Genomic DNA, 26,106 nt, shown 5'->3' on the forward strand with positions numbered 1-26,106 from the left:
GGACGAGCGGCGAAATCTTACAACAAGCTGAAATGATGTCAGATTTCACGAGGCAGGAATAAGGGAAAACGACCATCGGGGTCGAACAGCGCCTTGACGCGTCCGTCCAGCCGGACCGTCGCCAGCCCGGGCGATTCCGCCTGCGGGCCCGTCGCCGCGAACGCCGGCGCGTCGGTCAGCGTCACGCTTTGCACCCAGGCCAGCGTGCCGCCATGCCCCAGCAGCAGGTGCGCCAGGTTCACGGTGGCCGGCGCTTCGGGCTTCAAGGCGTCCAGCCGGTAGCGACCCAGCCAGTGATGGCCGTCGTGGGTCGCGAAGGCGTCCCCGCCAGAGGCCAGCTTGAACAGCTCGGGCACCAGGCTTTGCACCGTGGCCGAACGCAGCGGCTGCACGTCGGCTTCGCCGAAGGGCCCCAGGGATTCTTCGATGCCGTCGGCCAGCATCACGTCCACCGACAGCACGCCCGACGCCGCGCATTGCCCGGCGGGCCAGGGCGCGGGCGCGGCCAGCCATTCGGCCAGCGTCATGGCGCCGGGAAAACCGTCGAACTGCCGCAGTCCGGCCTGGGTCAGCGCCGCCAGCGGGACACCCGGCTGGGCCCGCCAGCGTGGCGTCTCGCCGGCCAATCGGGCCAGGCCCGCCATGTGCGACGGGTCGATCCGCAGGCGCGGGCCCGCAATCGGCGCGTAAGGCCCGCTTGCGCCTTCCAGCGCCATGACGATGCGGTACTCCGCGCACAGCGTGCGGGCATGCGCGACATCGGCGTCGCGCGACGGGGTCAAAATGGCCTGCGCCCCGCCGGGCCCATCTTCGCCCAGATCCTGGACCTGCCCCTGGCACAGCAGCTTCAGACGCTGCATGAAGGCCGCCCACGGGGTCTGGGCCGGCCTGCGGCCAAGCAGGAAAGCGCGCCGGGATGGCTGCATGACTACAATTCCTTTTTCCGCTACAAAACGCTTTCGAGAATCCAATGCCTCGCCTCGCCACGCGCACCCATGATTTTCTGACTTTCCACGCAGTGGAACTCTTCAAGCAGGGGCAAGCGCTGCAGGCGGCTGGCAAGGACATTATCAGCCTGGGCATCGGCGAACCGGACTTTACCGCGCCCCCTCAGGTCGTGGAAGCGCTGGAGCGCGCGGCCCGCGCCGGCCTGAGCGGCTATAGCCCCCCCGCGGGCCTGACGCCGCTTCGCGAAGCCATTGCGCAGTTCTATCATGACAAGTTCGGCGCCACGATCAATCCGGCCCGCGTCATCGTCACCGCGGGCGCCTCGGGCGCCCTGACGCTGGCCTGCGCGGCACTGGTCAACAGCGGCGGCGAAGTGCTGATGCCGGACCCGTCCTACCCCGCCAACAGCAATTTCGTGCTGGCCGCGGGCGGCGTGCCGCGCCTGATCCCCAGTTCGGCGGAAAAGCGCTTCCAGCTGTCGGCCCAGGACGTGGCCCAGCACTGGAGCCCCGCCACGCAAGGCGTCATGGTGGCTTCGCCCAGCAACCCCACGGGCACGTCGATCGCCGCGGACGAACTGGCCGAGCTGCTGGCAGAGGTTCGCGCGCACGACGGCTTCGCGATCGTCGACGAAATCTACCTTGGCCTCTCTTACGAGGGCGAGCCGCGTTCCGCGCTGACCCTGGACGATGACGTCATCGTCATCAACAGCTTCTCGAAGTATTTCCACATGACGGGTTGGCGCCTGGGCTGGATGATCGTGCCCGAAGACATGGTGGCGCCGGTGGAGAAGATCGCCGCCAGCCTGCAAATCTGCGCGCCCACCCTGGCCCAGCATGGCGCCCTGGCCTGCTTCACGGACCAGGCGATGAAGACCTTCGAGCATCGCCGCGAAGCCTTCAAGCAACGCCGCGACTACCTGCTTCCCGAATTCGAACGGCTGGGCATCCAGGTGCCGGTCAAGCCGGACGGCGCGTTCTACATCTACGCCGACATCAGCAACCTGGGCATGGACAGCGGCACCTTCTCGCAGCGCCTGCTGCTGGAAGCCGGAATTGCCGCCGTGCCGGGGCTGGACTTCGGGCCGGCCCACGGCGGCCACACCATGCGCTTTTCCTACGCCACGGGCCTGGACCGGCTGGAAGAGGCTGTGGCCCGCATGGGCAAATGGCTGCAGCGCTAAGCCAAAAACAATGCGCGCCCCGATGGAGCGCGCATTGTGGTCCTGCCTGGCTGTCAAGAATCGCCGCCGGATCAGTCCCGGGCCAGCGCAATGCCTGAAGCCAGCGCCAGGCGCCGGCGTTCAGCCTGCACCTTGGCACCGTAGCCGTTGTCGTCCGGCCCCGTGGAACCCACGTAGCAGGCCAGGCCGCCGTCGATGGAACCGCGGCGGTTGATACAGTCGCGCAAGATCGTGGCCCCGACCCCGATATTGGCGACCGGGTCCAGCGCGGTCTTGCCGACGGCGTCGAACTTGTCCTGGTGCACGCTGGTCATGACCTGCATCAGGCCCTGCGCACCCACGTGGCTTTCGGCCAAGGGGTTGTAGCGGGACTCGATGGCGATCACAGCCAGGACCAGCAAGGGGTCAAGCTGCTTTTCGCGGCTGACCTTGTACACGGTATTCAACAGCGGACCGGTGGCGTCATACGCTACCTTGTACTTGCGCGAGATATAGTTGCGCAACGCTTCGGCCTGCGGTCCGGTCGCCACGGTGGCGGGTTTCTTCGGTACCGGCGGCGCGACGCGGGCTGGCCCCAGCATGCCGGTGGCATTGCTGGCGGGAGCGGTTGGAACGGCCATGGCAATTGCCGACGCAGTGTCGGAACCCAATTCGGAACCGACATCGGATTCGGTGCCGGATTGCATGGATGAAGGCGCTAGGGCGGTCAACAAGGCTTTGTGCACTTGCAATGCCTGATCGCGCAAACCAGGCAGGGCAAATCCCATGCTTACCGTCACAATCACCGCGATGCCCAGATAGACTGAGCAGATACGCAAGGACTCGGCAAGATATTCGTGCACTCCTTGGGCCATGTTCCTGAACAGGCTGGCCACTGACGCATCGGGCATAAAAACCTCCTGCGTGAAAAAGAGGGAGTCAATGTTAACCTCTCTTTCACCCCAAAATGTAACCAAATCGCTGGGATCTGTAGTGAAATACCGCGACCTTAGAGACTTCCTCGCTCAACTTGAACGGATGGGCGACCTCAAACGCATTGCCGCGCCGGTGTCCACCCGGCTGGAAATGACCGAAATTTCCGACCGCGTCCTGCGTGCCGAGGGCCCGGCCCTGCTGTTCGAAAACACCCAGCATGACGGCAAGCCGGCACAGATGCCGGTGCTTACCAACTTGTTCGGCACGCCCTCGCGCGTGGCCCGCGGCATGGGCGCCGACAACGTCAGCGCGCTTCGCGATATCGGCGAACTGCTGGCGTCCTTGCGCGAACCCGAGGCGCCCAAGGGCTTGCGCGACGCGCTGGCCAAGGTGTCGATGCTGAAGGCGGCCTTGTGGGACATGAGCCCCAAGAACGTCAAAAGCCCGGCCTGCCAGGAAGTCGTCTGGGAAGGCAAGGATGTGGACCTGACCCGCCTGCCGATCCAGACCTGCTGGCCCGGCGACGTGGCCCCGCTCTTGACCTGGGGCCTGGTGATCACGCGCGGCCCCAATGCCAAGCGGCAGAACCTGGGTATCTACCGCCAGCAACTGCTGGGGCCGAACAAGCTGATCATGCGCTGGCTGTCGCACCGCGGCGGCGCGCTGGACTTCCGCGACCACGCGCTGGCCAACCCGGGCACGCCCTTCCCCATCGCCGTCGCGCTGGGCGCCGACCCCGCCACCACGCTGGGCGCCGTCACCCCGGTGCCCGACAGCCTGTCCGAATACCAATTCGCCGGCCTGCTGCGCGGTTCGCGCACCGAAGTGGCGCAAGCGCTGGGCAGCAACCTGTCGGTGCCCGCCTGGGCCGAGATCGTGCTGGAGGGGCATCTGCTGCCGTCGTCGGACCCGCGCGCCGTGAAGCCCGTGGTGCCCGAGGGCGTCAACCCGCCGCCCAACAGCGATTATGAAATGGCGCTGGAAGGCCCCTACGGCGACCACACCGGCTACTACAACGAGCAGGACTGGTTCCCGGTGTTCACGGTCGAGCGCATCACGATGCGCCGCAATCCTATCTATCATTCGACCTACACCGGCAAGCCGCCGGACGAGCCTGCCGTGCTGGGCGTGGCGCTCAACGAAGTGTTCGTGCCTTTGCTGCGCCGCCAACTGCCGGAAATCGTGGACTTTTACCTGCCGCCCGAAGGCTGCAGCTACCGGCTGGCGGTGGTGTCGATCCGCAAGCAGTATGCGGGACACGCCAAGCGCGTCATGTTCGGCCTGTGGAGCATCCTGCGCCAGTTCATGTACACCAAGTTCATCGTGGTGGTTGACGAAGACATCAACCCGCGCGACTGGAAGGAAGTGGTGTGGGCGATGACCACCCGCATGGATCCTGTGCGCGACACCCTATTGGTCGAAAACACCCCCATCGACTATCTGGACTTCGCCTCCCCCGTTTCCGGGCTGGGCGGCAAGATGGGCCTGGACGCCACCAACAAGTGGCCCGGCGAGACCAACCGCGAATGGGGCACACCCATCACCATGGACGCCGACGTCAAGAAGCGCGTGGACGACCTGTGGGGCCAGTTGGGCCTTTGAAGCCAACTGCCCCAAACCGCCCGTGCCAATAAAAACCCCGCCGGCAAGGCGGGGTTTTTATGGGGTGGGTACAGGACGCGCTGCTGCAAACGCGCGTCTTATTCCCCGCCCTCTCTCGAGCTTTGCCACAGCTTGTACACCTGCCAGCCGACCAGCGCGCCGCCGGCGATCTTGAGCAGCTTGAACCCCTTGCCACCGCGCATGAGCAGGGTGGACAAGGACGAGCTGACCAGCGGATAGCGGCGGGCAAGCGTGATGGCCTGCAAGGCCCAGCGCGAGGCGCCGCCCGAGGCCAGTCGGGGCAGCAAGCCACGGATGATCGAGGCCGGCTCCAGCTTGTGGCTGGTGCTGACGATGCTCTGCGCCAACGATTCGCGTTCGATCGCTGCGCGGGCGCGCAGCAATTCGATGCGGACAGCGCGATCAACGGTAGGAGACCTTTTCGACATGGCTCAGCCCTCCTCGCGCCGACGCGCGGCCGGTACGTCATCGTCTTGCGCATCGCGGATCCGGTCCAGCAGTTCCGCATCGCGGCCCAGCTCTTCCAAGGTAGCCGCGAACGGCGGCGCGCCATAGACCAGCGCATGGCGTACCGCCAGCAGCAGTCCGATGCCGACGATGCCGTAGAAGGCCGCCAACAGGCCCAGGGCCAGATAGCGATCTTCCGTAGGCCAGAACAGCACCGCCACCGTCACGGTGAACACCAGCACCGCCAACGTCAGGAAGAGCAGCGCAGCAAAGGCCATGCCCAGCACTTTGAGCAGGCGCGCCTTTTCATCGGCGGCCTCCAGCGTCAGCAACTCCAGGCGCGTGCGCAACAGCCCGACCAGGCTGGACGCGACGCCGAAAACAGATTTTCGTAGACCCATGGCGTCAAGAACGCCGGGCGGGCAACGCGGCACGAAGCCGACGCCGCCCGCCCGGACGTTCAAGCCTTATCAGCGGCGGCTGATCAGCAAGCCGAGCAGCAGGCCGGTCACGCCTGCGATGCCGATGGCTTGCCAGGGATTGTCATGCACGTAGTCGTCCGTGGCGCGGGCGGCTTTGCGGCCGCGTTCGAGCACGGCGTCTTGCGCCTCGTAGAGGGCTTCGCGCGTACGCTTGAGCGAAGTCATGGCGCGGTCGCGCAATTCGTTTGCCTTGTCGCCGGTAGTGCCCGCTGCTTCGCGCAGCAGGTTTTCCGCGTCATTCAAACTGGTCTTGACACTGTCGATGAGTTTTTCTTTTGCGACTTCTTCGGATTTTCTCGTGGCCATTTTTTGAGCTCCTGTTGTGTGTCTATGACAAAACCATCATACCAGCCACCATGCCCGCTGCATGGCGTGCTTGCTACCGTGTGCTACTTGATCTGCGTAATTTCAACTGCGGACTTCACGCCACCCTGATCGATGTCCTGCTTCATCACCAGATTCACCGCGGGGCAGTACCAGTCGGTGACGGTGGTGTTCATGCCGGGGATCGGAATGGTCAGGCCCTGGAAGGTGGCCATCGTGGGATCCGAGTTGCGCGTATACGAGATCGGATGACAGGACTGCTGGCCCAGCGCGGTGTTCACCGCGGTCTTCTGGCCGACGGTCTTCTCGCCGATGCGCACCGTGGTGCTGGGCTGGCCGCCCACCGGCGCTTCCTTGCCGATCTTCAGGCGGAACGACGAACCGGGCAATTTCTGGCCGGCGTTGAGCTTGCCGTCGTAAGCGAACAGGCCCAGCATGCGCAGGTCGAACTGGCCTTCGGAAGGCTTGGGGGCCTCGCCGGCGCTGGCGTATTTCAGGAAGGTGGCCTGGCCGCCCTTGACCGTCATCAGGTAGTCCAGCTTGGACTTGCCCGGCGGCAAGCCGGCGTAGCTGAAAGTCGCCACGCCCTGCACGCGCGCGCGGCAGTTGTCGCCATTGCTTTTTGTAACTTCGGCGAAGGTCAGGTCGGCGCCCAGCGACAGATTGCCCGAGCCGGTCAGTTGCACCGCGCCGCCATCATGCATGAACTGCGCATCGCAAACGCCGGCCTGCGCCGAAGCGGCCGCGCCCAGTGCGCCGGCCGCCAAAATCAGGGATGCCATTTTTCGCATCGTTCAAGCCACTCCAGAAATCAGATAGCGCCGTCCGCTATGCGCGACGGCTGGCTTGATACTACACCGGTTGCCGTGCCCGGCGTATGTCCACTCGTGACCGCGCCAGAGGGGGACCGCCCGCCTACGCCGCCACCGCGGCGGCCGGTATCCGGGCAATCAGCGACTGGATTTCCGGCACGCACGAACCGCAGCCCGTGCCGCAACCCAGCGTGGATTTCAGCGCCTGAAGGTCGCAGCCGCGCTCGATGCCCGCCAGGATTGCCGCTTCGCTCACGCCCACGCAGACACAGACCGTGCGTGACCGCGCCGCGCCCGCGATCCGGCCCGTCAGCAGGCCGGAAACACTGGGCGGCGCGTCGCCCCCCGCCGCCCAGGACAGCAGCGCGTCCTGCGCCCGCAGATCGCCCGTCAGCAGGAAGGCGCGCAAGGTGCCCTGCCCCGCTGCCACACGGCGCATCCTGCCCCGTGCCGGATCATCGAACGCGACCTCGGCGCGCGTCAGGCTCAGCGCATCCGCCAGCTCCACCAAAAGCGCAGGCGCCGGCACCGTCTCAGCCGCCAGGCGGATCCGCACGCCGCCTGCGCCAACGGGCAGCACCACGGCGTACTCAAAGCGCCGCAGCCAGGGTGCCAGGCGCACGCGCAGCGCCGCCGCGTCACCTTGAGTCCAGCCCGCCGCCTGCCACGCCAGGCGGGCAGGTTCGGCGCAGATCGCGCTGAACTTCAATTCAGGCTGATGCGACACCGGGTCTGTCGCCGGGCTGGTCAACGCATTCACACCTAAGCCCGCCATGAACGCGCTGCCCCAATGCATCGGCAAAAAGGCATGGCCGCGCTGCACGCTGTCGTCCTCCTTCACCGGCAGCACCACGCTGCCGCGCCGGGATCGCAGCCGCGCCAACGCGCCGGACTCCAGCAATAACTGCCGCATGTCGTCCGGATGCAACGACACCCAAGGTTCTTCGACGTGCTGCGTCAGCACGCGGGCAAGCGACGTGCGCGCCATGGTGTGCCAGTGGTCACGCAAGCGGCCGGTCGTCATCTGCAGCGGGAATGCCGGCGTGACCGCGTCGGCGGGCGGAAAATAGTCCACATCGCAAAAGCGCGCCCGCCCGCTGGGCGTGGGGAAGACGCCATCGGCGTAGAGGCGCGCCGTGCCCTGCCCCGGACGATAGGGCCACTGCTGCGGCCCGTCGCGGCGCAAGACGTCGTAGTCCAGCGCGCTGTAGTCCAAGTCGCGGCCCGCCGTCATGCGGACGTGCTCAGCGAACACCTCGCTTTCATCGCGATAGGCGAACCGCGCCGCCTTGTCCGGCGCGATGCGGGCGGCCAACCGCAGTGCCACGGCCTGCGCCAGGCGCCAGTCCGGCTGCGCGTCGCCAGGCGGATCGATCGCCGCGTGCACCCGGCTGATGCGCCGTTCCGAATTCGTCACCGTGCCGGATTTCTCCGGCCACGTCGCCGCCGGCAGCACCAGGTCGGCCCAGGCCAGGGTCTCGGTGCCCGCGAACGCCTCTTGCACGATGACGCATTCGGCGCGCGCAAGCGCCGCGCGCACCCGGGCCTGGTCGGGCAACGACTGCGCGGGATTGGTCGCCGCGATCCACAGCACCTTGATGCGCCCGTCCAGCACCGCGTCGAACATGTCCAACGCGGGGGTGCCCGGCGCCTCGGGCAGGCGGTCCACGCCCCACAGGGCGGCCACGTCGGCGCGATCCGCCGCTGAACCGGGGTCGCGATGGCCCGGCAGCAAGGTGGCCATGCCCCCGGCCTCGCGGCCGCCCATCGCGTTGGGCTGCCCCGTCAACGAAAACGGTCCGGCACCCGGCTTGCCGATCTGGCCCGTCGCCAGATGCAGATGAATCAGCGCAGCGTTCTTGTCGGTGCCGCGAGTCGACTGGTTCAGCCCCATCGTGTACAGCGACAGCGCCGCACCCGCGCTGCCGAACCAACGCGCCGCCTGGATGATGTCGCCGGCTGGCACGCCGCAAATGCGTTGCGCCTCTTCTGGCGGGAAAGCCTCCACGCGCGTAAGCAAAGCCTCGAAATCTTCGGTGTGGCGTTCGATATAGCCGCGGTCCACCAGGCCCTCGCGCACCATCACATGCAGCATGGAGTGAAACAGGGCGACGTCGGTGCCCGGCGCGATCGGCAGGTGCAGGTCCGCGAACACGGTGGTGTCCGTGCGCCGCGGATCCACCGCGACCACCTTCATGCCCGGCCGCCGCGCGCGCGCCGCCTCCAGCCGGCGGAACAGCACTGGGTGCGCGTAGGCCATATTGGAGCCGGCGATCAGCACGGTGTCCGCCAGTTCCAGATCTTCATAGCAGGCGGGCGGCGCATCCGCACCCAGCGTGCGCTTGTAGCCCGACACCGCGCTCGACATGCACAGGCGGGAATTGGTGTCGATGTTGTTGGTACCGGCCAGCGCGCGCGCCAGCTTGTTGAAGACGGCATAGTCCTCGGTCAGCAACTGGCCCGACAGATAGAAGCCCACTGCGTCGGGGCCGTGGGACTGGATCGCCTGGGCCAGCTTTTCCGCCGCGATATCCAGGGCCTGCCCCAGCGCAATATCCCGCATCGGCTGGTCGCGCGCCTCACGCCATTGCGCCGACAGCACGCGCGCGCCATCGCGGCGCACGGTGTCGCCCAGCGCCAGCCCTTTGCTGCACAGCTTTCCATGGTTGGCAGGATGCGTCTCGTCACCGCGCACCCGCAGCACGGCGCCGTCCCGCACCTGGACGCGCACGCCGCAGCCTGTGCCGCAATAACAGCACACCGACGACACCTCGGCAGCGGGCTCGGCATTCATCACCGGAATCCGGACGATTGACGGCATGGCCATCCCCCTACCCGCCCGCCGCGCTTTCGCCGGCCATCAACTGGTCGCGCAGGCCGCCGATATCCTGGCCGTCGCGGATCAACCGCATATACCAGGCGCCGTCCGCCGTATCGCCGTACAAGCAGGCGCCCACCAGCTTGTCGCCGCGGATCACCAGCTTCTTGTAGACGCCGTCCAGCGCGTCGGCCACCGTGATGCTTTCCGTCTGTGCGCCTCCCGCGAAATCCCCGGCGGAGAACAGATCGATGCCGGTGACCTTCAGCTTGGCCGAAACCACGCTGCCTTCGTAGCGCCCGATGCCATGCAGGGCCAGATGATTGGCCGCGACCTTGGCCTGTTCAAACAGGGGCGCGACCAGCCCGTAGGCGGTACCGCGATGGCTGACACATTCGCCGACCGCGTAGATGCGCGGGTCGTAGGTCTGCAGGGTATCGGTGACCACCACGCCCCGGTCCACGTGCAAGCCGCAACTTGCCGCCAGCTCGGTATTGGGACGCACGCCCACGGCCATCACCACCAGGTCGGCCGCAACCTCCTGGCCGTCGGCAAAACGCAGCGCCCGAACCCGGCCGTCATCGCCCGCAAGGATCGCGTGGGTCTGGCGGCCCAACAGGAACGTCAGGCCGCGCGCCTCCAGGCTGTGCCGCAGCATCGCCGACGCCTGGGTGTCCAACTGGCGGTCCAGCAACGCTTCGCCCAGATGCACGACCGATACCTCCATGCCCCGCGCAGCCAATCCGGTGGCCGCTTCCAGGCCGAGCAGCCCGCCCCCGATCACGACGGCGTGCCGGTAACGCGACGACGCTTCGATCATCCGGTTCACATCGCCGATATCGCGGAAGGCGACTACGCCGTCCAGGTCGTTGCCCGGCACAGGCAGGATGAACGGATTAGAGCCGGTGGCCAGCAGCAGCCGGTCATACGGCGCTTCGGTTCCGTCATCGGTGCGCACGATGCGGCGCAGGCGGTCCACCTGCGTCACCTTGCGGTTGCGCAGCAAGCGGATGCCGTGGCGGGCGTACCAGGCCTCGTCGTTCAGCACGATGTCCTGCAAGGTGCGTTCGCCAGTCAGCACGGGCGACAGCAGGATCCGGTTGTAGTTGGTGTGGGGCTCGGCACCGAACACCGTGATGTCATACAGGTCGGGCGCCAGCGCCAGCAGTTCTTCCACCGTGCGGATGCCCGCCATGCCGTTGCCCACCACCACCAGCTTCTGCTTTGCGCCCATGAAGGTCCCCGTGGCTGGCCTTCAGGCGGCCGCGCGGGTCGCGGCCTCGGCGCCGCTGCCCGCTGCTGCCGAGGCGTCCAGGACCGCGTTGGCCTGCGCCGCCGCCTGCGACCGTTCGGGATTGCCGTGGCGGCGGTGCAGGAAATCCACGACTGCTGCGCGGCACTCGAGATAGGTCGCGTCGTTGGCCAGCCGCACGCGGTCGCGCGGACGCGGCAGGGGCACGGGCAGGATCTCGCCGATGGTCGCGGCCGGGCCGTTGGTCAACATGACGATGCGGTCGGACAACAGCACGGCTTCGTCCACATCGTGCGTGACCATGATGGTGGTTGTGCGCGTCTTGGCCACGATCTTCAGCAATTCGTCCTGCAGGTGCGCGCGCGTCAGCGCATCCAGGGCGCCGAACGGTTCGTCCATCAGCAACACGCCCGGTTCGATCGCCAGCGCGCGCGCAATGCCCACGCGCTGCTTCATGCCGCCCGAGATTTCCCGCGGCAGCTTGTTCTGCGCCGGCAGCAAGCCCACCAGTTCCAGCGCGGCGCGCGTGCGCTCAGATAATTGCGGGCGCTTTTCCTTGCCACCAAAGACGCGTTCCACCGCCAGGTACACGTTCTGGAAGCAGGTCAGCCACGGCAGCAGCGAGTGGTTCTGGAACACGACGGCCCGATCCGGCCCTGGTCCGGTGATCTCGCGTTCGGCGCACAGCAGCACGCCGCTGGTGGGGCGCGTCAGCCCGGCGATCAGGTTCAGCAACGTGGACTTGCCGCAACCCGAATGGCCGATCAGCGTGATGAACTCGCCCTGCTCAACGGTCAGGTCGATGTCGCGCAGCGCCACGAAAGCGCCCTTGCGGGTGGTGAACGTCTGGCCCGCGCGTTCGATGCGTACGAATTTCTTCATGGCCTATTCCTCGGTATAGGTGAATCGGCGCGCCAACGCGACCAGCAGGGTTTCCAGCAGCAAGCCCACGATGCCGATCACGAAAATGGCGATGACGATGTGCTCCACCTTCAGGTTGTTCCATTCGTCCCACAGCCAGAAGCCGATGCCCGTGCCGCCGGTCAGCATTTCCGCCGCCACGATCACCAGCCACGCGGTGCCGATGGACAGGCGCACCCCGGTCAGCATGTAGGGCAGCACCGCCGGCAGCAGCACCTTGGTCGTGACCTTCCATTCCGACAGGTTCAGCACCCGCGCCACGTTCAGGTAGTCCTGCGGCACGCGCGACACGCCCACCGCGGTGTTGATGATCATCGGCCAGATCGAACAGATGAAAATGGCCCAGATGGCAGCCGGATTGGCCGCCTTGAACAGCAGCAGCCCCAGCGGCAGCCAGGCCAGCGGGGACACCGGACGCAGCAGGCTGACGATGGGTGAGAACATGGCGCTGATCGCGGCGTAGCGGCCGATGGCGAACCCGACCGGGATGCCGATTACCGCCGCCAGCCCGAAGCCGATCGCCACCCGCTCCAGCGACGCCAGCAGGTTCCAGCCGATGCCCTTGTCGTTGGGGCCGTTGTCATAGAACGGATCCGAGAACAGCTCCACGGCCGCGTGCCAGGTCACCCCCGGCGTGGGGATCTCCGAAATCCGCATGGCCACCACCTGCCACACCAGCACGAACAGCGCAAAGCCGGCTACCGGGCCCGCCACGGCCTTCAGCACGGACTCCAGCCGCTCACGCCCGGCGGCGAACATCGCCTCGCCGCGGCCCACATTCGTTACGGTAGACATTGCATGCCCCTTCTCTGTACCGGCCGCTCAGGCCTTGACCTTGAACCCGTCGGCATACGCCGCGGGATTGCTGCCGTCCCACACCACGCCGTCGATGAACTTGGCGCTGCGCATCTCGCTGGCGGGCAGCGCCACCCCGGCGGCGGATGCGGCCTGCTTGTAGATGTCGATGCGGTTGACCTGCGTGGCCATTGCCAGATAGTCGGGATGCTCTTTCAACAGTCCCCAGCGCTTGTGCTGTGTAAGGAACCACATGCCGTCGCTCAGGTACGGGAAGTTGGCCGAACCCTCCGCGTAGAAGCGCATGGCGTGCTCGTCGGTCCATGACTTGCCCAGGCCGTCTTCATAGCGGCCCTGCATGCGGTCCACGATGCCGCTGGCATCCGTATTCACATAGGACTTGGCGGCAATGGTCTCGGCCGTCTTCTGGCGGTTGGCGGGCGACGCGTCGATCCACTTGCCGGCCTCGAGAATCGCCGCGGTGACGGCGCGCGCCGTGTTCGGATTGCGCGACACGAATTCCGCGCTGGTGCCCAGCACCTTTTCCGGATGGTCCTGCCAGATGCCCTGCGTGGTCACGGCGGTAAAGCCGATCTTGTCCATGATGGCGCGCGCGCCCCAGGGTTCGCCCACGCAGAAACCGTCCATATTGCCCACGCGCATGTTGGCTACCATCTGCGGCGGCGGCACCGTGATGACCTTCGCGTCCTTCATCGGATGGATGCCGTAGGTCGCCAGCCAGTAGTACAGCCACATGGCGTGCGTGCCGGTCGGGAAGGTCTGCGCGAAGGTGTATTCGCGCTTGTCCGAGGCCATCAGCTTGGCCAGCGATTCGCCGTCCCGCGCGCCAGCCTGCAGCAACTTGTTCGACAGCGTGATCGCCTGGCCATTCTGGTTCAGGTTCATCAGCACCGCCATATCCTTCTTCGGCCCGCCCACGCCCATATGCACGCCATAGACCAGGCCGTACAGCACGTGCGCCATGTCCAGCTCGCCGTTCATGAGCTTGTCCCGCACCGCTGCCCACGAGGCTTCCTTGGAAGGGGTGATCGTCACGCCATACTTCTTGTCGATGCCCAGTACCGACGCCATCACCACCGAGGCGCAATCAGTCAGCGGGATGAAACCGATCTTCACTTCAGTCTTTTCCGGCGCGTCGGTGCCTGCCGCCCAGGCGCCGGCGCGCACCAGCGGATCGACCAGCGACAGCAGGCTGGCGCCCGCCACCGCGCGCGCCGTTCCGCTCAACCACTTGCGGCGGCCGGCGTCAGCGGTCAGGTCCGCGCTGACGGCGGGTCGGGTGGAGGGGCTACGTGTCACTGGCGTCATGCATGGCTCCTGGCAAAAAAAAACGTCCCGCGCGCCATGGAACCGTGTCCATTGGCGCTGCGGAACGTCGTTGTTCCTTGCCGCGTAGTGCGGCGCATTGCGTCGGGCGACCGCCGTTGGCCCCCTGGTTCCACTTAAGCAATCACTGTGCCAACCCGCTGGTTTTTCGCCGACATTCGCCTGGACCCCGCGCCAGCACTGGCTTTACGCCCAGGTCGCGCACCCTCCACTTGGGTTCAGGAAACCGCACCCAAACCAAGTTGGTGCATGCCCGGATGCGGCAGTGCACCACGCCTGTGCAGCTAACGCCCTGCGGCTGTGCCCGGGCGCTGAGCCCCGCACGCCATGGAGATGGCACGGAACTTGCGTGATTGAAAGCATCTGGGGGATCTCATGCTGAAAGTCATGCTGCTTAACGATGGCGAAGGACGCGCGGTATCGCTGCGGCAAACGCTTGCCGCGGCGGGCGTGCGCATCGTCTCTGAAATGGCGCCCGGCATGGATCTGGCCGCCGCCATCGCAGAGGCCGCCCCCGACGTGGTGCTGATCGACAGCGACGCCCCTGGGCGCGACACGCTGGAAAACGTCTGTGTGGCCAGCGAGCACAGCGACCGCCCGGTCGTGATGTTCACCGACAACGGCAACCGCGACACCATCCGCAGTGCATTGCGAGCGGGTGTCGCCGCCTATGTCGTGGGCGACGTGCCGGCGGCCCGCATCGAACCGCTGCTGACGGTGGCGATCGAGCGCTTCGCCATGGAGAAGTCTCGCCGCGAAGAATTGCGCGACGCGCAATTGCGCCTGGCCGACAGGCAATGGGTGGAAAGGGCGAAAGGAATATTGATGAAGGCGCGCGCCATTCCGGAAGACGAGGCGCATCGCCTGTTGCGTGAGCGCGCCATGCAGAGCCAGAAGCGCCTGGGAGAAGTCGCCCGCGAGGTCGTCGAAATGAGCCGATGGCTGGGCAAAGGCTAGCTACATGATTTTTAGCTATATGGATTCAAGAAATCAAAAGTTGTGGGGATGTACCCCCCCTCCCTATGATCAGCTGATATTTCGCCGGGTACGCCCGGAGCGGGCATTTGATGAAGCTTTTCCCGATTTTTGCCGACTTGAAAGCGCGGCTGGTGCTGGTGGTGGGTGGTGGCGCCGTGGCCGAGCGCAAGACGCTAGCCCTGCTGGAAGCCTCGGCCGAGGTCGTCGTGGGTGCGCCGGAACTGACGCCGGCGCTGGTTGCGCTGGCCGCCGAAGGCCGGATCCGCCACTTGGCTGGTCGGTTTGATCCTGCCTGGCTGGACGACGTGTGGCTGGTGGTCGCCGCCACCGACGACCGCGCTGCCAACGCCGCCGTGTCCGACGCCGCCGGCGCCCGCCGCATCTTCACCAACGTGGTCGACGACCCGGAACTGTCCTCCTTCCAGGTGCCGTCCATCGTGGACCGGTCGCCCGTCATCGTGGCCATTTCGTCCTCGGGCGTGGCGCCCGTGTTGGCGCGCCGCATCCGCGAACGCATCGAATCGCTGTTCGACCACACGCTGGGCCAACTGGCCGGCCTGGCCGCTACCTATCGCACGCGCATCCGGGCCAGCCACCCCGACCTGGGCGCGCGCCGCCGCTTCTATGACTGGCTGCTGGACGGCCCCGTGGCCGGATTTCTGCGCCAGCAGCAGCCCACCCGGGCTGAAGCCGCCTTGGCCGATGCGCTGGCTGCGCCGCTGGCGCCCGCCGACGGCAGCGTGGTGCTGGTGGGGGCAGGCCCGGGGGACCCCGGCCTGTTGACGCTGAAGGCGCTGCGCGCCTTGAACGAAGCCGACGTCATCCTGTATGACCGCCTGGTCAGCGACGACATTATGTCGCTGGCGCGCCGCGATGCCGACCGCGTGCCGGTCGGCAAGCTGCCCGGCGAAAACCATCACGCCACCCAGGCACGCATCCACGCGCTGCTGGTGGAACACGCACAGGCGGGCCGGCGCGTGGTGCGCCTGAAAGGCGGCGACGCGTTCATCTTTGGACGGGGCGGCGAAGAATTGGAATATCTGCGCGAGCATGGCGTGCGCTATGAAGTGGTGCCCGGCATCACCGCCGCGCTGGCCTGTGCGGCCTATGCCGGCATCCCGCTGACGCATCGCGAGCATGCGCAGTCGGTCCGGCTGATCACGGCGCATTGCCGCGAGGACGAAGACAATCTGGACTGGCCTGCGCTGGCGCGCGAGCGGCAGACGCTGGCGTTCTATATGGGAGTGGGCCAGCTGGATCTGCTGACCGGGCGCCTGTTACGCCATGGCCGCTCGGCGCAGACGCCGTTCGCGCTGATCGAAAATGGCAGTCGGCCCGAACAGCGCGTACTGTCGGGCACGCTTGAAGCCCTGCCCCGCCTGGCCGTCGAGCACGGAATCCGGTCGCCTGCGCTCTTGATCGTGGGCGAAGTCGCCGGCCTGGCGCCGCAATTGCAATGGTTCGGCCAGCATATCGACGGCCGCCCGCAACGGCTGGCGGCTTGATGGGTGGAGTGCGCGGACGGCACAGGTAACAGCTTTGGCCCCCAATGCGCGCAACCCATCACCCGATAGCCGTCACTCCGTCTTCTGGGTCGTACCGAAGATCCGGTCGCCCGCATCGCCCAACCCGGGCATGATGTATCCGTGCTCGTTCAGGCCGTCATCGATGGATGCCGTGTAGATATGCACATCCGGGTGCTTGGCCAGCACGGCGTCGATGCCGACGGGCGCCGCCACCAGGACGAGCGCGCGGATTTCCTTGCAGCCGGCGCGCTTGAGCAGGTCGATGGCAGCAACCATCGAACCGCCAGTTGCCAGCATGGGATCGACGATCAGGGCCAGGCGCTGGTCCAGTTCACCGACCAGGCGTTCCAGATAGGTGTGCGCTTCGAGCGTCTCTTCGTTGCGGGCCACGCCCACCACGCTGACCTTGGCGCCCGGAATCAGGCTGAGCACGCCATCCAGCATGCCGATGCCGGCGCGCAGGATGGGCACCACGGTGACTTTCTTGCCGGCGATCTTCTCGACCTGGACCTGGCCACACCAGCCTTCCACGGTGGCAGGCGCCAGCGGCAGGTCCTTGGACGCTTCGTAAGTCAGCAGCGCGCCGACTTCCTGCGACAACTCTCGAAAGCTCTTGGTGCTGAGGTCGGCGCGACGCATGATCCCGAGCTTATGGCGGATCAACGGATGGCGGATTTCGTGCACAGGCATGTGCGTAACACTCCAGAATATTGAAAAGACGGGGTTTTTCGCCTCAGGCGCCACCCGAACAGCGCAACACACTTGCGTCGGCTATCGGGTCGCACCCAAGGATCGTAATCGGTTTAGGAAAATTGGCCTATTGATCGGCTAGCCACGCTATCAACGCGTCATCGAAGGCGCGGACGGCGCCCGCCTGTTCGTGGTTGACGATGCTGACCACCACGTAGCGCTTGCCGCTGGCGCCCAGCACGTAACCGGCGATCGAGCGCACGTCGCGCAACGACCCGGTCTTCAGGTGGGCCATGCCCACCGTGCCGTCGCCCTTCAGGCGGCGGCGCACGGTGCCGTCCACCCCGGCGATGGCGAAGGACGAAATGTACTCCGGCATGACGGGCGAATTCCAGGCCACCGTCAGCATGGACGCCAGGCTGTCGGCTGACACCCGGGCCTCGCGCGACAGGCCGGCGCCGTTGTCGATGACGAGTTCCGGCATGTCCAGCCCCTGCTTGGCCAGCAGCCCCTTGGCCACTGCCTCGCTGCTGGTCACGGTGGCCGGCCGGCGGCCCTTTTCCGCGCCCAGCGTCAAGAGCAGCGTGCGCGCCATGACGTTGTTGCTGCGCTTATTGATCTGGCGGATCACCTCCGCCAGGGTGGGGGAATCGTGCGAGGCCAGCACCACGGCGTCCGCCGGCACCATGCCGGCCCGGACCTGCCCCTTGAAGGTGCCGCCCAGCTCTTTCCAGAGCATGCGGAAAATCTCGGTGGCGTAGTCGGGCTGCGACAGCGCCAGGCGGTACAGGCTGAATTCGCCGCAAGAGCCGGCCACCTTGCCGCCGACGCGGATCGTCACGCCCTGCTGGGTGATCAACGGATCCGTCGTCACCACCGGCGGGCCCGGGCAGCGGACGTCGCTCCATTCGACGTTGCCCTCGATCTTCAGGCCAGGCAGCGGCGGGTCGATCAGCGGCACCCATTTATGGGCGGCGGGGTCCGGCGTGAACAGCAGGCGCAGCGCGCCGAAACCCACCATCAGGGCGTCAGGGCTGGCGTTGTAGGCGCGGTCCGGAGCGCCGTCAAAGGCGCCGGGGTCGGTGGCGACCTGGCCGAAAATGCTGCGGTCGATGACGAGATCATTGATCTGCTTGACCCCGCGCAGGCGCAATTCACGCAGCAGGGCCCACAAATCCTGCATCAGGAATTGGGGATCGCCCCCGGCGCGCAGGTACAGCGGGCCGGCCAGCACGCCCTTGGCGTCGGGCCGGGCGCCGGGCGCCGTCATGAATTCGGTGCGCCAGACGTAGTTGGGCCCCAGTTCGGACAGCGCGGCCCACGTCGTAACCAGTTTCATGACCGACGCGGGGTTGCGGGATTCCTTGGCGTTCAGGGCCACCATGCGGGGCCCGCCCAGCTCCTGCACCACCAGCGACAGCGAACTGTCCGGCAGCTTGCTGGCCTTCCAGGCGTTCACCACATTGGGCGGCAGGCCCTGGACCTGCGCGCAAGCCGCGCCCGCTGACAGGGTCAGCAGCCCGCCGGCCAGCCATTGCATCAGCCCGCCCACCCGCTTTTTCGCTTGTCCCGTCATGCTGCGTCCACCCAGTTGCTAGTCCTGCAAAACCGAGAGCATACAAAACCTGGGACGGTTGCGGGCGGGAGGCCCCCGCCCGCCGCGCGCTTTATTGAAGCCGCCACTTGCCGGACGCGACGGTCGCCATCACCAGCGCCCGTTCGTCCAGCCCGTTATGGTCGGTGGGGCTCATGCTGACCACGCCCGTCGCGGTGGGCAGGTTCTTGACGTTTTCCAGTGCGTCGCGCAGCGCGGCCCGGAACTCGGGCGTGCCAGGCTTGGCCGTCTTCAAGGCCACGGGGATGGCCTGTTGCAGCAACAGGCCCACGTCCCAGGTATAGGCGGCAAAAAGCGACACACTGCCCGCGCCGTTGGCGGCCTCGTACTTCTTGGCGAAGGCCTGCGCCGTGGCCTTGACGGGGTTGTTGTCGGGCAGCAGGTCGGCCACCATCACCGGCCCCACCGGCACCCACGCGCCCTCGCACGCCGTGCCACACACGCGCAGGAAGTCGTTATTGGCCACACCGTGGTTGAAATAGATCTTGCCCTTGAACCCGCGTTCGCGCAGGTCGCGGGCCGGCATGGCGGCCGGGGTGCCGGAGGCGCCGACCACCACGGCATCCGGCGCTGCGCCGATCAGCTTCAGGGTCTGGGCCACGGCCGACGTGTCGGTCGGCGCAAAGCTCTCCTTGCCGACGACCTCGATGCCGTGCTTCTTGGCGGCTTTTTCGATTTCCACCCAGAATGTCTCGCCCAGGGCGTTGTTGAAGCCGACGAAGGCCAGCTTCTTCACGCCACTGGCCGCGGCATGGCGTGCAATGCCCTCGGCCATCAGCGAATCAGAGTGCGGCGTCTTGAACACCCAGCGCCGCTTGTCGTCCACCGGCTCGATCAGCCGGGCCGACGAGGCCAGCGTGATCACCGGCGTCGTGCCGGTCGCCACGGTATCCAGCATGGCCATCGTGTTGGGCGTGGTGGTGGAGCCGACGATCAGGTCCACCTTGTTCTCGGAGATCAGCTTGTGCGAATTGCTGACGGCCCGCGTGGTGTCGGACGCGTCATCCAGCACGACGTATTCGACCTTCACGCCACCGATTTCGGTGGGCAGCAGGCTGATGGTATTGCGCTCGGGAATGCCCAGCGACGCTTGCGGGCCGGTGGTGGACAGGGTGGCGCCGATCTTCACTTGCGCCAGCGCGGGCGCGGCGCCCATAGCCAGCAAGGCCGCCAGGGCGGCGGCCATCAGGGTGCGACGAGGGGTCATGCGGTGTCTCCTTGGGTACGCGGATGTCGTTTTTTGCATCGCGCCGATCCGCTACGGCGTAGAACGCAGTTATACGGCGGGACGCGGCGTTTCGCCATGGTTCCGCCCCTATTAACTGTCCCCTTTACAATATCGGGTTGCCCCGAGCCAGCCCGGCCGGCGCGGCCCGCGGTTTTTGCCGGGCCGCCCCCCTCTGACAGACAGATACCCGCGTGACCCAGTCCCTGACCGTTTCCGATTTCAATTACGAGCTGCCGCCCGAACTCATCGCGCAGACGCCTGCCGCCGAACGCACGGGCAGCCGCCTGCTGCACCTGGACGGCGCCAGCCAGCTGCACGACCGGCAATTCGCCGATCTGGCCGGCCTGCTGCGCGCGGGCGACCTGCTTATCTTCAATGACACCCGCGTCATCAAGGCCCGCCTGCCGGGCCACAAGATTACCGGCGGCAAGATCGAGGTCCTGGTCGAACGCATCACCGAGACCGACCGGGTCCTGGCCCATGTGCGCGCCAGTAAATCGCCCGGCCCCGGCATGGTGCTGCGCCTGGCCGACGCCTTCGACGCCACGGTGCTGGGCCGCGAGGGCGAACTGTTCGACATCCGCTTCCCCGGCCCCGTGCTGGACTTGCTGGACGCCCACGGCGCCACGCCGCTTCCGCCCTACATCACGCACGCGGCCGACGCCGGCGACGACGACCGCTATCAGACCGTCTACGCCCGCGAACCCGGCGCCGTGGCGGCGCCCACCGCCGGCCTGCACTTCGACCAGCCTACCCTGGACCGCCTGGCCGACCTGGGCGTGGAACGCGCATTCGTCACGCTGCACGTAGGCGCGGGCACGTTCCAGCCGGTGCGCGTGGACAACCTGGCCGACCACATCATGCACGCCGAATGGTTCACGGTGCCGCAAGCCACGGTGGATGCCATCGCCGCCGCCCGCGCCCGTGGCGGCCGCGTGATCGCCGTCGGCACGACCAGCGTGCGCGCCCTGGAATCCGCCGCCGCCCAGACCGAAGGCCGCACGGCCCCCGGGCTGCCGCTGGCCGCCGCCCAGGGCGACACGCGCCTGTTCATCACCCCGGGCTACCAGTACCGCGTCGTGGACGCGCTGGTCACCAACTTCCACCTTCCCCAGTCGACCCTGCTGATGCTGGTGTCGGCGCTGGCCGGCGTCGAGCCGATCCGCCGCGCCTACGCCCATGCGGTAGCCCAGCGCTACCGCTTCTTCAGCTATGGCGACGCCATGTTCATTGAATCCCCTGCCTCATGACCGGACTGAACTTCGAACTGCTCGCCACTGACGGCGGCGCCCGCCGCGGCCGCATCACGCTGAACCACGGCGTGGTCGAAACCCCCATCTTCATGCCTGTCGGCACCTATGGCAGCGTCAAGGCCATGATGCCGCACGAGCTCAAAGAGATCGGCTCGCAGATCGTGCTGGGCAACACGTTCCACCTGTGGCTGCGCCCGGGCACGGAAATCATGGAAAAGCATGGCGGCCTGCACGGCTTCATGCAATGGGACAAGCCGATCCTGACCGATTCCGGCGGTTTCCAGGTGTTCAGCCTGCAAGGCATGCGCAAGATCACCGAGGAAGGCGTCAAATTCGCCTCGCCCATCGACGGCGCGCGCCTGTTCCTGACGCCGGAAGAATCCATGCGCATCCAGCGCTCGCTGAATTCCGACATCGTCATGGTGTTCGACGAATGCACGCCCTATGAGATCGACGGCCGCCCCGCCACGGTGGAAGAAGCCGCCCGCTCGATGCGCATGTCGTTGCGCTGGGCGCGCCGCTCGCGCGAGGAATTCGACCGCTTGGGCAACCCCAACGCGCTCTTCGGCATCGTCCAGGGCGGCATGTACGAAGCGCTGCGCGACGAATCCCTGGCCGGCCTGCAGGACATCGGCTTCCATGGGTACGCCATCGGCGGCCTGTCGGTGGGCGAGCCCAAGGAAGACATGATGCGCATCCTGGCGCACGTGACGCCCAAGCTGCCGGCCCAGGCGCCCCGCTACCTGATGGGCGTGGGCACGCCGGAAGACCTGGTCGAAGGCGTATCGCGCGGCGTGGACATGTTCGACTGCGTCATGCCCACCCGCAACGCCCGCAACGGCTGGCTGTTCACCCGCTTCGGCGACGTCAAGATCCGCAACGCCAAGTACCGCGACGACACCCGCCCGCTGGACCCCAGCTGCACGTGCCACACCTGCGCCAATTTCTCGCGCGCTTACCTGCACCACCTGCAGCGCGCCAACGAAATCACCGGCGCGCGGCTCAATACGCTGCACAACCTGCATTTCTACCTGACCATCATGAAGGAAATGCGCGAAGCCATCGCCGAAGGCCGCTTCGACGCCTGGCGCGCCCAATTCGCCGCCGACCGCGCCCGCGGCATCGAGTGATCCGGGGCCATTTACCGCCGGGTTAACCGGCGGTAAATGCATCCCCCGGGGGCTGCAAGCCTGAGCGCCGTGGACCCTTTTTTCAGTCAGGGGCTTTTCTATCCTGGATTCGCCCCCATTGATTGGGATCCCTCCCTAGTGAAAGGCCAGCAATAAGATAGATACAATAGTCGGCTTGCCCTATCCATGGCTCGCGCGGGGATGGGTGCATAAAAACACAGCTAAAGTATGGCCGTGACTCGCCGTGACCCGCCATGATCTTTCATGGCATAGAAAATCCGGGCATGGCCAGCCCAGGCAATAAACAACCCAAACAGACTTAAACGCAGGAGAATTCAATGTCCGTTATCGATACCGCCAGCCTCGTCGTGGCCCAAGCCGCCGCCCCTGAAGGCAATGCGCTGATGGGCATGCTGCCCATCGTCTTGATGTTCGTGATCCTCTATTTCCTGATGATCCGTCCCCAGATGAAGCGCCAGAAAGAGCACCGTAACCTGATCGCCGCCCTGGCCAAGGGTGACGAAGTGGTCACCGCCGGCGGCATGCTCGGCAAGGTCACCAAGGTCAACGACAGCTACGTGACTGTTGAAGTCTCCGAACTGGCCGACAAGCCGGTGGAAGTGATCATGCAGAAGTCGTCGGTTTCGACCGTGCTGCCCAAGGGAACCATCAAGGCCCTGTAAGCGTCCCATAGGAGCCCCGTCGGGCTCTTTTGTCCGATGGCGCCTACCGCCGCCCGCTGCGCTTGCCGCTCGGGCGGCCCTTTCATCACTCTTACATGAAGTAGCCGGCAATGAACCGCTATCCCCTCTGGAAGTACATTACGGTCCTGATCGCGGTCATCATTGGCCTGCTGTACACGCTTCCCAATTTCTACGGCGAATCCCCTGCCGTCCAGGTTTCCAGCGCCAAGGCCACCATCAAGGTGGATCCGGCCATGCTGAGCCGGGTCGAGCAGATCCTGACGGACGCCAAGATCCCCAATGAAGGGGTCTTCTTCGAAACCAACGGCACGCTCGGCACCGTGCGCGCCCGCTTCACGTCGACCGACCTGCAATTGCAGGCCCGCGACCTGATCGACAAATCCCTGAACACCGTCGCCGGCGACCCGCACTACACCGTGGCGCTGAACCTGCTGCCCGCCTCGCCCGCCTGGATGCGCGCGATGGGCTGGTTCGCCCCCAAGCCCATGTACCTGGGCCTGGACTTGCGCGGCGGCGTGCACTTCCTGCTGCAGGTCGACATGCAAGGCGCGCTGACCGCCCGCTACGACTCGCTGGCCGCCGACGTGCGCTCGGTACTGCGCGACCAGAAGATCAACGTGGCCGGCGTCGAACGCTCGGGGCTAGGCGTTGCCGCCACCTTCGCCAACACGGACGATCGCGACCGCGCCATCTCGACCCTGCGCACCCGCCTGCCCGACCTGGAATTCACCGAACGCGAAGAAAACGGCAAGCAGCTGCTGATGGGCGCCCTGAACCCGGCCGCCGTCCAGCGCGTGCAGGATTCCGCGCTGAAGCAGAACATCAACACCCTGCACAACCGGATCAACGAACTGGGCGTGGCCGAACCGGTCATCCAGCAGCAAGGGTCCGACCGCATCGTGGTGCAGCTGCCCGGCGTGCAGGACGTGGCCAAGGCCAAGGAACTGCTGGGCCGGACCGCCACGCTTGAAATCCGCATGGTCGACGACACCCCCACCGCGCAAGCCGCGCTGCTGGGCGGCACCGTGCCCTTCGGCCTGGAACGCTACAACGACCGCGACGGCCGTCCGATCCTGGTCCGCCGCCAGGTCGTACTGACGGGTGAAAACCTGCAAGACGCCCAGCCGGGCCGCGATTCCCAGACGCAGCAGGCCGCCGTCCACCTGACGCTGGATTCCAAGGGCGCCCGCATCTTCCGCGACGTCACCCGCGACAACATCGGCAAGCGCATGGCCATCCTGCTGTTCGAAAACGGCAAGGGCGAAGTGGTCACGGCGCCGGTCATCCGCAGCGAAATCGCGGGCGGCCAGGTGCAGATCTCGGGCAGCATGAGCTCCGAAGAAGCCGCCGACACCGCTCTGCTGCTGCGCGCAGGCGCCTTGGCCGCACCGATGTCCATCATCGAAGAACGCACCATCGGCCCGAGCCTGGGCGCCGACAACATCTCGAAGGGCTTCCATTCGACGTTGTACGGTTTCCTGGCCATCGCCGTCTTCATCATCCTGTACTACCACCTGTTCGGTGTGTTCTCCACGGTCGGCCTGACCCTGAACGTGCTGCTGCTGCTGGCGCTGCTGTCCATGCTGCAAGCCACGCTCACCCTGCCAGGCATCGCCGCTATCGCGTTGACGCTCGGCATGGCCATTGACTCGAACGTGCTGATCAACGAGCGGATACGGGAAGAGTTGCGGGCGGGCGCCACGCCGCAGCAAGCCATCCATCAAGGGTTCGAACGCGCCTGGGGCACCATTCTTGACTCGAACCTCACGACGCTCATCGTGGGCCTGGCGCTGCTGGCCTTCGGTTCGGGCCCGATCCGGGGCTTCGCCGTGGTGCACTGCCTGGGCATCCTGACCTCGATGTTCTCGTCGGTGGTGGGCGTGCGCGCCCTGGCCAACCTGTACTACGGCCGCAAGAAGAAGCTCACCACGATCTCCATCGGTGAAATCTGGAAACCGAAGGCAAACTGAACATAAAGCGGGCGGCGCAAGCCGTCCGCCACAGCAAAGAACCGAAGGCGAAAAATGGAATTTTTCCGGATTCACCGCACTATCCCGTTCATGCGCCATGCGCTGGTGCTGAACATCATCAGTCTCGTCACGTTCATCCTGGCGGTCTTCTTCATCGTGACCCGCGGGTTCCACCTGTCGATCGAATTCACCGGCGGCACGGTCATGGAAGTCAACTACGCCCAGACGGCGCAGCTTGAAAACGTGCGCGGCGTGGTGTCCAAGCTGGGCTACACCGACTTCCAGGTGCAGAACTTCGGCACCTCGCACGACGTGATGATCCGCCTGCCGCTGCAGGAAGGCCAAACGTCGGCGACCCAAAGCGAAACCGTCATGGCCGCGCTGAAGACGGCCGACTCGGGCGTCGAACTGCGCCGCGTGGAATTCGTGGGTCCGCAGGTCGGCCAGGAGCTGCTGCACAACGGCCTGATGGCCTTGCTGGTGGTGGTCATCGGCATCATGGTCTACCTGGGCTTCCGCTTCGAGTGGAAGTTCGCCGTCGCTGGCGTGATCGCCAACCTGCACGACGTGGTGATCATCCTGGGCTTCTTCGCGTTCTTCCAGTGGGAATTCTCGCTGTCGGTGCTGGCCGGCGTGCTGGCGGTGCTGGGCTACTCCGTGAACGAATCCGTGGTCATCATGGACCGGATCCGCGAGAACTTCCGCAAGTACCGCAAGGCGGACGTGCACGAAGTGATCAACAGCGCCATCACGCAAACCATCTCGCGAACCATCATCACGCACGGTTCGACGCAGATGATGGTGCTGGCCATGCTGTTTTTCGGCGGCCCCACCCTGCACTACTTCGCCATGGCGCTCACCATCGGCATCTGGTTCGGTATCTACTCGTCGGTGTTCGTCGCCGCCGCGCTGGCCATGTGGATGGGCGTCAAGCGCGAAGACCTGATCAAGCCGGTCAAGAAGGATGGCGAAGAAGGCGAAGTCGCCTGACCTGCCTCGCGCGTTAAATAAAAAACCCGTCGCTTGTGAACTGACCCCCAGAAGTTGGACGGTCAGAGGAAGCTAAAGCCCGAAGGCCTGAGCTCGGTATTGCACCGGGCTCAGGCCTTTTAGCTTGAGCTTGATGCGGTGGTGATTGTAGTAAC

Annotated in this window: 23 protein-coding genes and 1 pseudogene; 9 read left to right on the top strand and 15 right to left on the bottom strand. The window is 66.1% G+C overall.

The window, feature by feature from the left end:
- Window positions 1-38: 38 nt before the first annotated feature.
- Window positions 39-926, bottom strand: coding sequence for an FAD-binding protein (locus CEY09_RS28295; RefSeq protein WP_088591145.1), 888 nt, complete (start codon window positions 924-926; stop codon window positions 39-41).
- 44 nt (window positions 927-970) lie between these two features.
- On the opposite strand from CEY09_RS28295, the gene CEY09_RS28300 reads away from it, so the two are divergent.
- Entirely contained in the window at window positions 971-2,131 is a 1,161-nt protein-coding gene (locus CEY09_RS28300; protein WP_088591146.1) for a pyridoxal phosphate-dependent aminotransferase, read from the top strand.
- A 71-nt stretch (window positions 2,132-2,202) separates the two neighbouring features.
- Here CEY09_RS28300 and CEY09_RS28305 read toward each other — a convergent pair whose 3' ends face one another.
- Complete coding sequence (locus tag CEY09_RS28305; RefSeq protein WP_006222730.1) at window positions 2,203-3,021, bottom strand: lytic transglycosylase domain-containing protein; 819 nt, start codon at window positions 3,019-3,021, stop codon at window positions 2,203-2,205.
- 82 nt (window positions 3,022-3,103) lie between these two features.
- Here CEY09_RS28305 and ubiD point away from each other — a divergent pair, with 82 nt between their 5' ends.
- Window positions 3,104-4,648: a 4-hydroxy-3-polyprenylbenzoate decarboxylase gene (gene ubiD, locus CEY09_RS28310; RefSeq protein ID WP_088591147.1), complete on the top strand. Its 1,545-nt coding sequence runs from the start codon at window positions 3,104-3,106 to the stop codon at window positions 4,646-4,648.
- Between the two features lie 98 nt (window positions 4,649-4,746).
- Here the strand turns inward: ubiD and CEY09_RS28315 are convergent, their stop codons facing one another.
- The 9 genes and pseudogenes from CEY09_RS28315 to CEY09_RS28355 all read right to left on the bottom strand — a co-directional run bounded on the left by CEY09_RS28315 (window position 4,747) and on the right by CEY09_RS28355 (window position 13,849).
- On the bottom strand, window positions 4,747-5,097 hold the full coding sequence (locus tag CEY09_RS28315; protein ID WP_006222728.1) for a hypothetical protein: 351 nt from the start codon (window positions 5,095-5,097) through the stop codon (window positions 4,747-4,749).
- A 3-nt stretch (window positions 5,098-5,100) separates the two neighbouring features.
- A complete protein-coding gene (locus CEY09_RS28320) occupies window positions 5,101-5,517 on the bottom strand; it encodes a phage holin family protein (protein ID WP_035212457.1) in 417 nt (138 codons plus the stop codon).
- A gap of 69 nt (window positions 5,518-5,586) precedes the next feature.
- Entirely contained in the window at window positions 5,587-5,904 is a 318-nt protein-coding gene (locus CEY09_RS28325) for an ElaB/YgaM/YqjD family protein (RefSeq protein ID WP_006222726.1), read from the bottom strand.
- Window positions 5,905-5,987: 83 nt separating this feature from the next.
- A complete protein-coding gene (locus tag CEY09_RS28330) occupies window positions 5,988-6,713 on the bottom strand; it encodes a hypothetical protein (RefSeq protein ID WP_175216779.1) in 726 nt (241 codons plus the stop codon).
- 124 nt (window positions 6,714-6,837) lie between these two features.
- Complete coding sequence (locus CEY09_RS28335) at window positions 6,838-9,561, bottom strand: nitrate reductase (protein ID WP_088591149.1); 2,724 nt, start codon at window positions 9,559-9,561, stop codon at window positions 6,838-6,840.
- 10 nt (window positions 9,562-9,571) lie between these two features.
- Window positions 9,572-10,786 (bottom strand): annotated as a pseudogene (locus CEY09_RS28340) (NAD(P)/FAD-dependent oxidoreductase); the annotation flags it as partial.
- Window positions 10,787-10,807: 21 nt separating this feature from the next.
- Complete coding sequence (locus CEY09_RS28345) at window positions 10,808-11,686, bottom strand: ABC transporter ATP-binding protein (RefSeq protein WP_088591151.1); 879 nt, start codon at window positions 11,684-11,686, stop codon at window positions 10,808-10,810.
- 3 nt (window positions 11,687-11,689) lie between these two features.
- Entirely contained in the window at window positions 11,690-12,520 is an 831-nt protein-coding gene (gene ntrB, locus CEY09_RS28350; RefSeq protein ID WP_088591152.1) for a nitrate ABC transporter permease, read from the bottom strand.
- A gap of 27 nt (window positions 12,521-12,547) precedes the next feature.
- Window positions 12,548-13,849 (bottom strand): CmpA/NrtA family ABC transporter substrate-binding protein, encoded by a 1,302-nt coding sequence (locus CEY09_RS28355; protein WP_088591153.1) that lies wholly within the window; start codon window positions 13,847-13,849, stop codon window positions 12,548-12,550.
- A gap of 393 nt (window positions 13,850-14,242) precedes the next feature.
- On the opposite strand from CEY09_RS28355, the gene CEY09_RS28360 reads away from it, so the two are divergent.
- The gene (locus CEY09_RS28360; protein ID WP_088591154.1) at window positions 14,243-14,824 is read left to right on the top strand and encodes an ANTAR domain-containing response regulator; all 582 of its coding nucleotides are present in this window, start codon (window positions 14,243-14,245) and stop codon (window positions 14,822-14,824) included.
- Window positions 14,825-14,934: 110 nt separating this feature from the next.
- On the top strand, window positions 14,935-16,350 hold the full coding sequence (cysG, locus tag CEY09_RS28365; protein ID WP_088591162.1) for a siroheme synthase CysG: 1,416 nt from the start codon (window positions 14,935-14,937) through the stop codon (window positions 16,348-16,350).
- A 72-nt stretch (window positions 16,351-16,422) separates the two neighbouring features.
- Here cysG and upp read toward each other — a convergent pair whose 3' ends face one another.
- The 3 genes from upp to CEY09_RS28380 form a co-directional block, all read right to left on the bottom strand.
- Window positions 16,423-17,061: a uracil phosphoribosyltransferase gene (gene upp, locus CEY09_RS28370; RefSeq protein ID WP_006222717.1), complete on the bottom strand. Its 639-nt coding sequence runs from the start codon at window positions 17,059-17,061 to the stop codon at window positions 16,423-16,425.
- A gap of 127 nt (window positions 17,062-17,188) precedes the next feature.
- A complete protein-coding gene (dacB, locus tag CEY09_RS28375; protein ID WP_088591155.1) occupies window positions 17,189-18,637 on the bottom strand; it encodes a D-alanyl-D-alanine carboxypeptidase/D-alanyl-D-alanine endopeptidase in 1,449 nt (482 codons plus the stop codon).
- 91 nt (window positions 18,638-18,728) lie between these two features.
- Window positions 18,729-19,883, bottom strand: coding sequence for an ABC transporter substrate-binding protein (locus CEY09_RS28380; protein WP_088591156.1), 1,155 nt, complete (start codon window positions 19,881-19,883; stop codon window positions 18,729-18,731).
- Between the two features lie 212 nt (window positions 19,884-20,095).
- On the opposite strand from CEY09_RS28380, the gene queA reads away from it, so the two are divergent.
- From queA to secF, 5 genes are all read left to right on the top strand, one after another.
- Window positions 20,096-21,154 (top strand): tRNA preQ1(34) S-adenosylmethionine ribosyltransferase-isomerase QueA, encoded by a 1,059-nt coding sequence (queA, locus tag CEY09_RS28385; RefSeq protein WP_088591157.1) that lies wholly within the window; start codon window positions 20,096-20,098, stop codon window positions 21,152-21,154.
- Window positions 21,151-22,287, top strand: coding sequence for a tRNA guanosine(34) transglycosylase Tgt (gene tgt, locus CEY09_RS28390; RefSeq protein WP_088591158.1), 1,137 nt, complete (start codon window positions 21,151-21,153; stop codon window positions 22,285-22,287). The genes queA and tgt overlap by 4 nt, the downstream gene beginning before the upstream one ends.
- 338 nt (window positions 22,288-22,625) lie before the next feature.
- Complete coding sequence (yajC, locus tag CEY09_RS28395) at window positions 22,626-22,970, top strand: preprotein translocase subunit YajC (protein ID WP_006221220.1); 345 nt, start codon at window positions 22,626-22,628, stop codon at window positions 22,968-22,970.
- A 110-nt stretch (window positions 22,971-23,080) separates the two neighbouring features.
- Window positions 23,081-24,961: a protein translocase subunit SecD gene (gene secD / locus CEY09_RS28400; RefSeq protein ID WP_088591159.1), complete on the top strand. Its 1,881-nt coding sequence runs from the start codon at window positions 23,081-23,083 to the stop codon at window positions 24,959-24,961.
- A 54-nt stretch (window positions 24,962-25,015) separates the two neighbouring features.
- Window positions 25,016-25,951, top strand: a complete 936-nt coding sequence (secF, locus tag CEY09_RS28405; protein ID WP_006222711.1) for a protein translocase subunit SecF — start codon at window positions 25,016-25,018, stop codon at window positions 25,949-25,951.
- A 72-nt stretch (window positions 25,952-26,023) separates the two neighbouring features.
- On the opposite strand, the gene CEY09_RS28410 is transcribed toward secF, so the two are convergent.
- The coding region (locus tag CEY09_RS28410; protein ID WP_143219578.1) for an IS3 family transposase at window positions 26,024-26,106 on the bottom strand (83 nt) is incomplete at its 5' end.

Origin of the sequence: Achromobacter marplatensis (assembly GCF_002209535.1) — a bacterium.
GTDB lineage: Bacteria > Pseudomonadota > Gammaproteobacteria > Burkholderiales > Burkholderiaceae_B > Achromobacter > Achromobacter marplatensis.